This is a genomic window from Pseudodesulfovibrio hydrargyri, assembly GCF_001874525.1.
GTDB lineage: Bacteria > Desulfobacterota > Desulfovibrionia > Desulfovibrionales > Desulfovibrionaceae > Pseudodesulfovibrio > Pseudodesulfovibrio hydrargyri.
Genome location: NZ_LKAQ01000004.1, coordinates 1934592 through 1941547 on the forward strand (window position 1 = coordinate 1934592; position 6956 = coordinate 1941547).

At 67.2% G+C, this 6956-nt stretch carries 6 protein-coding genes; all 6 read left to right on the forward strand.

What is annotated here, in order from left to right; all coding sequences use genetic code 11:
* Positions 1-36 precede the first annotated feature (36 nt).
* Positions 37-1527, forward strand: a complete 1491-nt coding sequence (gene xseA, locus BerOc1_RS13290) for an exodeoxyribonuclease VII large subunit (RefSeq protein ID WP_071546155.1) — start codon at positions 37-39, stop codon at positions 1525-1527.
* Positions 1528-1533: 6 nt separating this feature from the next.
* The gene (locus BerOc1_RS13295; protein WP_242652992.1) at positions 1534-2583 is read left to right on the forward strand and encodes a M23 family metallopeptidase; all 1050 of its coding nucleotides are present in this window, start codon (positions 1534-1536) and stop codon (positions 2581-2583) included.
* A 20-nt stretch (positions 2584-2603) separates the two neighbouring features.
* Positions 2604-3524, forward strand: a complete 921-nt coding sequence (locus tag BerOc1_RS13300; protein WP_071546156.1) for a M23 family metallopeptidase — start codon at positions 2604-2606, stop codon at positions 3522-3524.
* Between the two features lie 143 nt (positions 3525-3667).
* The gene (xseB, locus tag BerOc1_RS13305; RefSeq protein ID WP_071546157.1) at positions 3668-3910 is read left to right on the forward strand and encodes an exodeoxyribonuclease VII small subunit; all 243 of its coding nucleotides are present in this window, start codon (positions 3668-3670) and stop codon (positions 3908-3910) included.
* Complete coding sequence (locus BerOc1_RS13310; protein ID WP_071546158.1) at positions 3907-4800, forward strand: polyprenyl synthetase family protein; 894 nt, start codon at positions 3907-3909, stop codon at positions 4798-4800. The genes xseB and BerOc1_RS13310 overlap by 4 nt, the downstream gene beginning before the upstream one ends.
* A gap of 21 nt (positions 4801-4821) precedes the next feature.
* Positions 4822-6720, forward strand: a complete 1899-nt coding sequence (gene dxs / locus BerOc1_RS13315; RefSeq protein ID WP_071546159.1) for a 1-deoxy-D-xylulose-5-phosphate synthase — start codon at positions 4822-4824, stop codon at positions 6718-6720.
* The last annotated feature ends 236 nt before the right edge of the window (positions 6721-6956 follow it).

Genomic DNA, 6956 nt, shown 5'->3' on the forward strand with positions numbered 1-6956 from the left:
CCCTTCTCCCCTTCCCCCGGCCGCCGGAGGCATTCTTTGTCCAATATACTGACCGTTTCCGAACTGACCAAGTCCGTCAAGGCGTTGCTGGAGGCCGAGTTTCCGTTCGTCTGGGTGCGGGGGCAGGTTTCGAATCTGGCGCGTCCGGCGTCCGGGCACGTGTACTTCACGCTGACCGACGGAGACGCGGCTCTGTCCGTGGTCTGGTTCAAGTCGTCGCAGGCCTCGGCCGAGTCCGTGGACCGGGGCGGGGAGCGGGTTAATCCGCTCACCGGCGAAATCGAGGAGGAGCGGGGCGGCACGGCCCTGACCGGCTCCGGGCTGGAGGACGGCATGGAGGTGCTGTGCGCGGGAAGGCTCAACGTGTACGAGCCGCGTGGCCAGTACCAGCTGGTGGCCGAACTGGTCCAGGCCCGGGGCGTGGGCGACCTGGCGGTGGCCTTCGAGGCGCTCAAGAAGAAGCTGGCGGCCAAGGGATATTTCGACGAGGACCGCAAACTGGAGCTGCCGCGCGACCCCAAGCGGGTGGCGGTGGTCACCTCCAAATCCGGCGCGGCCATCCGGGATTTCCTGCGCATCGCGGACACGCGCGGCACCGGGGCGGAGATACGGATTTATCCGGTCCTGGTCCAGGGCGACCGGGCCCCGGCCCAGATCGCGGCGGCACTGGACCAGGTGGACGGCGAGGGCTGGGCCGAGGTGGTCGTGCTCATCCGCGGCGGCGGGTCGCTGGAGGATCTGTGGGCGTTCAACACCGAGGAGGTGGCGGACGCCATCTACCGGGCGCGGCTGCCCGTGCTCACCGGCGTGGGCCATGAACCGGACGTGTCCATCGCGGATTTCGTGGCCGACAAGCGCGCGGCCACCCCGTCCCATGCGGCCCAGGAGCTGTGGCCCCGGCGCGAGACCCTGGCCCAGAAAGTGGACGTCCTGGACCTGGGGCTGGCGCGGGCGTATGCGGCCTGGCTGTCGGGCAAGGAGGGCGGTTTCGAGCACCTGCGCAAGGCGCTGGTCTGGCTGTCGCCCCAGCGGCGGCTGGAGCGCATGGAGGACCGTTTTTCCGCGCTCATGTCCCGGTTGCAGGGCGCGGGGCTGGACCATTATTTCGAGCGCGCGGAACAGGGCGCGCGGGCGGCCGAGGGGTTGTCCCGGGCATTCGGCACGCACAAACTGGACGGGCTTTCGCGCGACGCGGCCGGGCTGGCGCACCGTTTGGACCGGGCGTTTGGGCCGGGGCGCGTGGACGGGCTGGCCGGGGCCGTGGACGGGCTCGGGCGCAGGCTGGACAAATCCGGACGGGGCGCGGCCGAGACTGCTACGCAGCGGCTGGCCGTGCTCGAGACCGCGTTGCGCGGGCTGGACCCCGAGGGGCCGCTGGATCGCGGATACGCCCTGGTGCGCGTGGCCGGGACCGGCGAATTTTTACGTGACCCGAGAAGGGTGACGAAGGGCGACGCACTTGATATCACGGTCCGTGACGGCCGAGTGGCGGCCACGGTGACGGACACCCGACCCAACGAGGAATAGAGGTTTATGCAACGGTTTTTTCTGCTGGCGATATTGACGGCCCTGCTCGGTTTTCCCTTGAATGCCCTGGCCCAGGATCAGACTCCGGTTCAGGATCAGGCCCCGGTCCAGGATCAGGTGGAGACACAGGAACAGGCCCCGGCCTTCGGGCTTCAGGAGGGGGACAGTCCCGCCCTGGTGACCAAGGATGAGGCCCCGGCTGCGGCCGAGGCCGAGCCCGCGCCGGTCCAGTCGGCTCCGGCCCTGGTGCTGGCCGCGCCGAGCAAGGCGGGGGTGGGCAAGCCGTTCCTGGTCCGACTGACCTCGGACCTGCCGCTGGAGTCGGTTTCCGTGCACTGGCAGGGGCGCGAGGTGGTTCCGTCCATCTCGGTCTGGAACAACCGGCACGTGGCCCTGGCCATGCTCGGCACGGACGTGCTCACCGAGCGGCCCGGCAAGGAGGAGCTGGTGGTCATCGCCTCGGTGGACGGCAAGGAAAGCTCCTTGCGCCGCACCGTGCGCATCACCCCGGAGGACTATCCGAAACAGGAATTGACACTGCCCGAGAAGATGGTCACCCCGCCCAAGGGCGTGTATGCGCGCATCGAGGCCGAGGGCAAACAGACCACGGAGGCCAAGAACACGGTCTCGGCCATGCGCCTGTGGCGGCTGCCGCTCGAGCGGCCCGTGCAGGGCAAGGTCCTGTCCGTGTACGGCGCGCAGCGCATCCTCAACGGCAAGCCCAAGAACCCGCACCGGGGGCTGGACTTCCGTTCGCCCATGGGCAATCCGATCAAGTGCGTGGCCGACGGCAGGGTCATCCTGGTGGGAGACCACTACTACGCGGGCAATTCCGTCTACGTGGATCACGGCAACGGAGTGGTCTCCATGTATTTCCACATGTCCGAGCCCACGGTGAAGGAGGGCGACGAGATCAAGCGCGGCCAGACCGTGGGTTTGACCGGCATGAGCGGACGGGCCACCGGGCCGCACCTGCACTTCTCCCTGTCGGTCCTGGGCGATCTGGTCGATCCCGCGCCGCTGTTCTCCACGACCGCCGACAACATGCTGCAATGACCATTGGTTGATCGATAGCCATGAAGAATCGCAAACTTTTCGGTAAGCGGCCCTGGCCGCTGTTCCCTTGTCTGACCCTCCTGTGTTGCCTCTGCCTGCCGGGCCTGGCCCTGGCGGGCGGCATGGTCGATGTCCAGGCCCCCGACGCCGTGGGCCGGGGCAAGGCCTTCGCGGTCCGCATCTCCACCTGGTACCCGCTTGAGGACCTGGAGGTGCGCTGGAACGGCAGGAGCGTGCACCCGGCCGTGATCCAGGACGGCGAGCGGTCCGAGGCCGTGCTGCTGCTCGGCGTGGGCCTGCGCGGCGAGACCGGGACGTACACGCTGGACGTGGTCGCCCGTATCTGGGGCCATGAGCGCCGCTTCTCCCGGACCGTCGAGGTCGGGGAATCCGAGTGGGGCACCGAGACTCTGTCCGTGCCCCCGAAGATGGTCCGCCCGCCCGCGTCCGAGCAGGCGCGCATCGAAAAGGACCGCGAGCTGATGCGCGCCGCCCTGGCCCAGGCCTCGCCCGAGCGCTACTGGACCGCGCCCCTTTTCCGGCCGGTCAAGGGCAAGATGCTCAGCCGGTTCGGGCTGTACCGGACTTTCAACGGCAACGTGGCGTCCCGGCACACCGGCCAGGACTTCCGGGCCTGGCTCGGCACGCCCATCCACGCCGTGGCCGCAGGGAAGGTCGTCCTCACGCGCAATCTCTACTACGGCGGGAACACGGTGCTCATCGACCACGGCAACGGCTTTTTCTCCATGTCCTGCCACCTGTCCAAGACAAAGGTGAAGGAAGGGGATATGGTCGGGGCCGGGCAGGTCGTGGGCCTGTCCGGGGCCACCGGGCGCGTCACCGGCGCCCATTTGCACCTGGCCGTGTTCGTGCTCGGGGCGGTGGTCGATCCGGCGCCGTTCTTCGATGGGACGTTTTTGGTTGAAAGTAATGAAAAGTGAATTAATCTGAATAGTAGTAGATAGGCTGAACAAATCAACCGTGGCCGGGACACGGAAGAGCCGGTCCCGGTCGCGCCGATCGTCCGGATTTTCCGGAACCTGAAGATTCGCACCCTGCGGAGCACGGGAATATGGAGAGAGACATGGCAACGACAAGCTTCGAAGACCGTCTGGAGAGGCTCAAGCTCGTGGTCGAGCAGTTGGAGCGCGGCGACCTGCCCCTTGAGGAGGGCGTGGCCCTGTACAAGGAGGGGCTCGAACTGGTCAAGGCGTGCGGCAAGCAGCTGGAGACCGCCCGGCACGAGGTCAAGCTCGTGTCCGAAGGGCTGGTCCGCGAGTTCGACGCGCTCGAGGCGCTGACCTCGGAAACGGAGGACGAACAGTGACCTTCAAAGACGATCTGGGCCGCCGCGCGGCCGAGGTGGAAGGCTATCTGGTCGCCTGCCTGCGGGACAAGGGCATCCCGGACCGGCTGCTCAAGTCCATGGAATACTCCCTGCTGGCCGGGGGCAAGCGGCTGCGGCCGGTGCTGGTCCTGTCCTGGAACGGGCTGCTCGGCGGGGAAGCGGCCAAGGCCATGCCCTTTGCCGCCTCGCTGGAGTGTATCCATACCTATTCGCTGATCCACGACGACCTGCCCGCCATGGACGACGACGACCTGCGGCGCGGGCGTCCGTCCAACCACAAGCAGTTCGACGAGGCCACGGCCATCCTGGCGGGCGACGGGCTGCTGACCGAGGCCTTCGGGCTGATGGCCGCCGCGTCCCTGGTCGAGGGGCTGCCCGCCGACCGCGTGCTGCGGGCGGTTTCCGTGCTGGCCCGGGCGGCCGGAGCGGGCGGCATGGTCGGCGGCCAGACCGTGGACATGGAGCTGACCGGGCGCACGGGCGTGCCGCTGGGGGAGCTCAAGAAGATGCACGCCATGAAGACCGGGGCGCTGCTGACCGCCTCCTGCGAGTGCGGGGCGATCCTGGCCGGGGCCGGGGAGACGGATATCGACAACGCCCGCGAGTTCGGGCGCAAGATCGGCGTGGCTTTCCAGATCGTGGACGACGTGCTCGACGTGGTCGGCGACACCGCGACCCTGGGCAAGCCCGCGGGCAGCGACGAGGCCATGGGCAAGACCACCTATCCGGCGCTCATCGGGCTGGACAGGAGCAAAACCCTGGCCCGGGAGTACGTGGACGAGGCGTTGACGCATTTGTCGGGCTATTTCGGGTCGGAACAGGAGTTCCTATGGCAATTGGCCCGATACATAGTAGACAGGGTGTATTGATTGCACTAGGATTTCGCTTCCATGATCAAAGACCCCAAACAGACAGCCATCCTGTCCAAGATCCACAAGCCCGGTGACGTCCGCGCCCTGGAAGGCGACCAGATCGACATTCTGGCCCAGGAATTGCGCGACATCATCATCAGCCAGGTGTCGGCCCACGGCGGCCACCTGGCCCCGTCGCTGGGCGTGATCGAGCTGACGCTCGCCCTGTTTAGGTCCTTCGACCTGGAGCGGGACAAGCTGGTCTGGGACGTGGGACACCAGGCGTACGCCCACAAGTTGCTCACCGGCCGCGCCGACGAGTTCCACACCCTGCGCCAGAAGGGCGGCCTGTCCGGCTTCCCGCGCATGGCCGAGTCGCACTACGACCACTTTGGCGTGGGCCATTCGTCCACCTCCATCTCGGCCGCGTTGGGCATGGCCATGGCCCGCGACCTCAAGGGCGAGGACCACGAGGTGGTGGCGGTCATCGGCGACGGCTCCCTGACCGCCGGGCTGGCCTTCGAGGGGCTGAACCAGGCGGGGGACCTGGGCAGCAAGATGGTCGTGGTCCTGAACGACAACGAGATGTCCATCTCCAAGAACGTGGGCGCGCTGTCGCAGTTTCTGAGCCGCAAGATGACCACCCCGTTTCTGCAGCGGCTCAAGAGCGACGTGGAGGGGCTGCTGGCGACCATTCCCAAGATCGGCGACGATCTGGCCGGGTATGCCAAGCGGTACGGCGATTCGGTCAAGTCCTTCTTCACCCCGGGCATCCTGTTCGAGGCCTTCCATTTCACCTACGTGGGCCCCATCGACGGCCACGACACGGCCACCCTGGTCAAGGTCTTCGAAGAGGTGAAGAAGCTGGACAAGCCGGTGCTGGTCCATGTCATGACCAAGAAGGGCAAGGGGTACGAGCCCGCCGAGTCCGACCCGTCCCACTACCACGGCGTGGGCGAGTTCATCCCCGAGACCGGCCTGGCCCGCAAGTTTTCCGGCTCCGCCCTGCAGTCCTACACGGCCGTCTTCGGCGACACCCTGTGTTCGCTGGCGTCCAGGGACGACAGGATCATCGCCATCACCGCGGCCATGCCCGAGGGCACGGGCACCGAATGTTTCCGCAAGAACCACCCGGAGCGGTTCGTGGACGTGGGCATCTGCGAGCAGCACGCGGTGACGTTCGCGGCCGGGCTGGCCACCGAGGGGTACAAGCCCGCCGTCGCCATCTACTCCACCTTCATGCAGCGGGCCTACGACCAGATCGTGCACGACGTCTGCCTGCAGAATCTGAACGTGAATTTCTTCCTGGACCGGGGCGGCCTGGTGGGCGAGGACGGGGCCACCCATCACGGGGCCTTTGACATGAGCTATCTGCGCCACATCCCGAACCTGGTGGTCATGGCCCCCAAGGACGAGGCCGAACTGGCCCGGATGATGGCCACGGCCTTTGCTCATGAGGGCCCCTGCGCGGTGCGCTATCCGCGCGGCACCGGGGTCGGGGCCAAGGTCTCGGCCAACCCGAAGACGATCGCCGTCGGCAGGGGCGAGCTCATGCGCGACGGCGAGGACGCGGCGGTCATCGCCATCGGCTCGCGGGTCTACCCGGCGGTGGAGGCGGCCATGGAGCTGGTCGAGGATGGCCTGCACGTGGCGGTGTTCAACGCCCGGTTCGTCAAGCCGCTGCCAGAGGAACAGCTCCTGGAGCTGGCCGCCCGGTTCGACCGCATCGTGCTGGTGGAGGAGAACTCCCTGGCCGGGGGATTCTCCTCGGCCGTGCTGGAACTGTTCACCGAACGCGGGGTCATGGACGGCAAGCGCCTCAAGCGGCTCGGCATCCCGGACGAGTTCGTGGAACACGGCAGCCAGAAGGAGCTGCGCCGGATGCTCGGCATCGACAAGGACGGCATCAAACAGGCACTCAGGACGCTCTGCGGGTAACCGCCCGGCAACGACGGCCGCAAGTCCTCTCGAATCAGACCTTCACAGTCTCCCTTCGTCCCGAAAAAAACATCCCGCCTCTCCAACAACAGGACGCACGCCAGCAAGGCCCGTGTTTACGCACGGCCCACCGATGTCGCACGCCTCCGAGCGAAGCGAGCCACAAAAAAGTTTGGAAAAAGGAGAGGGGATGGGGGGGCCGGGGGAAGGGGAGAGGAGACGTACGACGTACGTAC

Coding starts and splice junctions, on each gene's coding strand:
- BerOc1_RS13295 (WP_242652992.1), top strand. CDS start 1,534: ATGCAACGGTTTTTTCTGCTGGCGATATTGACGGCCCTGCTCGGTTTT.
- BerOc1_RS13300 (WP_071546156.1), top strand. CDS start 2,604: ATGAAGAATCGCAAACTTTTCGGTAAGCGGCCCTGGCCGCTGTTCCCT.
- xseB (WP_071546157.1), top strand. CDS start 3,668: ATGGCAACGACAAGCTTCGAAGACCGTCTGGAGAGGCTCAAGCTCGTG.
- dxs (WP_071546159.1), top strand. CDS start 4,822: ATGATCAAAGACCCCAAACAGACAGCCATCCTGTCCAAGATCCACAAG.